This is a genomic window from Liquorilactobacillus sicerae (assembly GCF_029916425.1).
In the GTDB taxonomy this organism is placed as follows: Bacteria; Bacillota; Bacilli; order Lactobacillales; family Lactobacillaceae; genus Liquorilactobacillus; species Liquorilactobacillus sicerae.
In genome coordinates, this window is sequence record NZ_JAHAVQ010000046.1 from 1 (window position 1) to 877 (window position 877).

Sequence of the window (877 nt, forward strand, 5' to 3'; positions counted from 1 at the left end):
CGTGACCTGCTTTTGAAACATCCTTAACTTTTCCAGACAAAATTTCGTTTAAGCGTTTATCAAAATCGTCCAGACTTGCCGCCTTATAACAGTCAAAGCCGTCATGAAGCCAATCGGTATAAACGGGAATATCACGAACAAGAACTTTTTGAGAACTAGCCAAAGCTTCGAGGACGACAATCCCCTCAGTTTCTTCATAACTGGGATACAAAAAGAGATCAGCACCGGAATAAGCTCCCTGTAAAACATCCCCAGTGATGTACCCGGCAAAAATACAATTAGCAGGATGATTTTTTTTCACTGTTTCTCTAATTTTTTTTGGAATAATTCGTAAATCAGTATAGCCAAACCATACAAAAAGATGCTCGGGGTTTCGTCTGGCCAACTCGACAAAATCCATAATTCCTTTTCTTTGAAAATAAAGGCCAACAGAAATAATTATTTTTCTTTTATCGTCCGCTTTTAAATTCAAAAATTGACGGAACTTAACGATTTTTGATTTATTTCGGTGATAAGAAGAGACTCGTACTCCGTTTGAAATTGGAACAATTGGCTGTTTTAATCCATAAGACCGTAACAAAGATTTTGCATAAGGAGTCGGTGTAATAATTAAATCAGCTTGTCGATAAGCTTTAACCAAATGTCTTTTAAAGGGTTTGGAAAGAAAATTCGATACAATAAAAGAATTGCGAAAATCTTCATAAGTCGAGTGGGCATGATAAACAACCTTTCGATTCTGCAAACGAGCTTTCGCTACCATTGCCAAAGATTTCGGTCCATATGTGTTGACATCAATCAAGTCATAATCTTTCGAAAAAGGGCTAGTGTCTAGAACTATATCCGTGTAAGAAAGTTCCTCTTGTTGCAAACGCTGGGC

1 protein-coding gene is annotated in these 877 nt (G+C 37.2%); it reads right to left on the reverse strand.

Going from position 1 to position 877, the window contains the following annotated elements; translation table 11 throughout:
- The coding region (locus KH893_RS11075) for a glycosyltransferase (RefSeq protein WP_281166181.1) at positions 1–877 on the reverse strand (877 nt) is incomplete at both ends.